We start from the raw sequence: 888 nt of genomic DNA, 5'->3' as shown, positions 1-888 counted from the left end.
CGTTCGAGATGTCGGTGTTGGTCGTGTTGGCCACTTCAGCCAGGGCGCCGTCGTTCTTGCCGACTGCCGTGGTGGTGCCCAGCATGTTCTGGCCGCTGATGGTGATGGTGTCGTTGGCCGTCGCGTTGGCACCGACCTGGAAGTTGAACGACGTCGTGTTGGTCAGCACCGCCTGGCCGTTGAAGGTCGTGTTGGTGCTCAGGCGGGTGATTTCGCTCTGCAACTGCGTGAACTCGTTGTTCAGCGCGGTGCGGTCGTCGGTGTTGTTGGTACCGTTGGCGGACTGCACGGCCAGTTCACGCATGCGCTGCAGCATGTCGTTGACTTTGCCCAGGGCGCCTTCAGCCGTCTGCGACAGCGAAATACCGTCGTTGGCGTTACGGATGGCGACATTCATTCCCTTGACCTGGGAATTCATGCGTTCCGCGATGGCCAGGCCGGCGGCGTCGTCACGTGCGGAGTTCACCCGCAGGCCGGACGACAGACGTTGCATGGAGGTGGCCAGCGAGCTTTGTGCGGAGCTGGCATTGCGCTGCGCGTTGAGCGACAGCAGGTTGGTATTGATAACTGCGGGCATGATGCGCTTCCTTTTAGCTAGAGATGACCCGGCAAAGCGCCGGCGAAGACCCGAGTGCCCGGGTGAGGCACCCGTGCTGCCCACGCAGACTCGCCTTACTAACTAATAGGCAAGCCCTTGTGGCTACGCCCGACGCCAGTCAACCGTTGAAGCTCGTCCGCCGCCTGAGCTTTGGACATCGCCTCGGCTTTCCAGCCGGACCACGGAACCGTTGCCGGCGCCGTTGCAATGGCTATCGGACGGGCCGACACGTTTCTTGAGTCGCTTTTGTCAAGGGGCGTGATCTTTTGAACAGAGGCATCTGCAAAGCC

At 61.5% G+C, this 888-nt stretch carries 2 protein-coding genes; both read right to left on the bottom strand.

Going from position 1 to position 888, the window contains the following annotated elements:
- Window positions 1-577, bottom strand: a 577-nt coding sequence (locus tag AC1DU6_RS33255; RefSeq protein ID WP_477862592.1) for a flagellin N-terminal helical domain-containing protein, incomplete at its 3' end; no start/stop codon positions are given.
- 98 nt (window positions 578-675) lie between these two features.
- Window positions 676-888: hypothetical protein (locus AC1DU6_RS33250; protein WP_477862590.1), on the bottom strand; the 213-nt coding region annotated here is incomplete at its 5' end.

This window comes from Roseateles sp. P5_B10 (genome assembly GCF_056400485.1).
The sequence above is the reverse complement of the archived record's forward strand: the minus strand, read 5'-3'. Positions and strand labels throughout refer to the sequence as shown.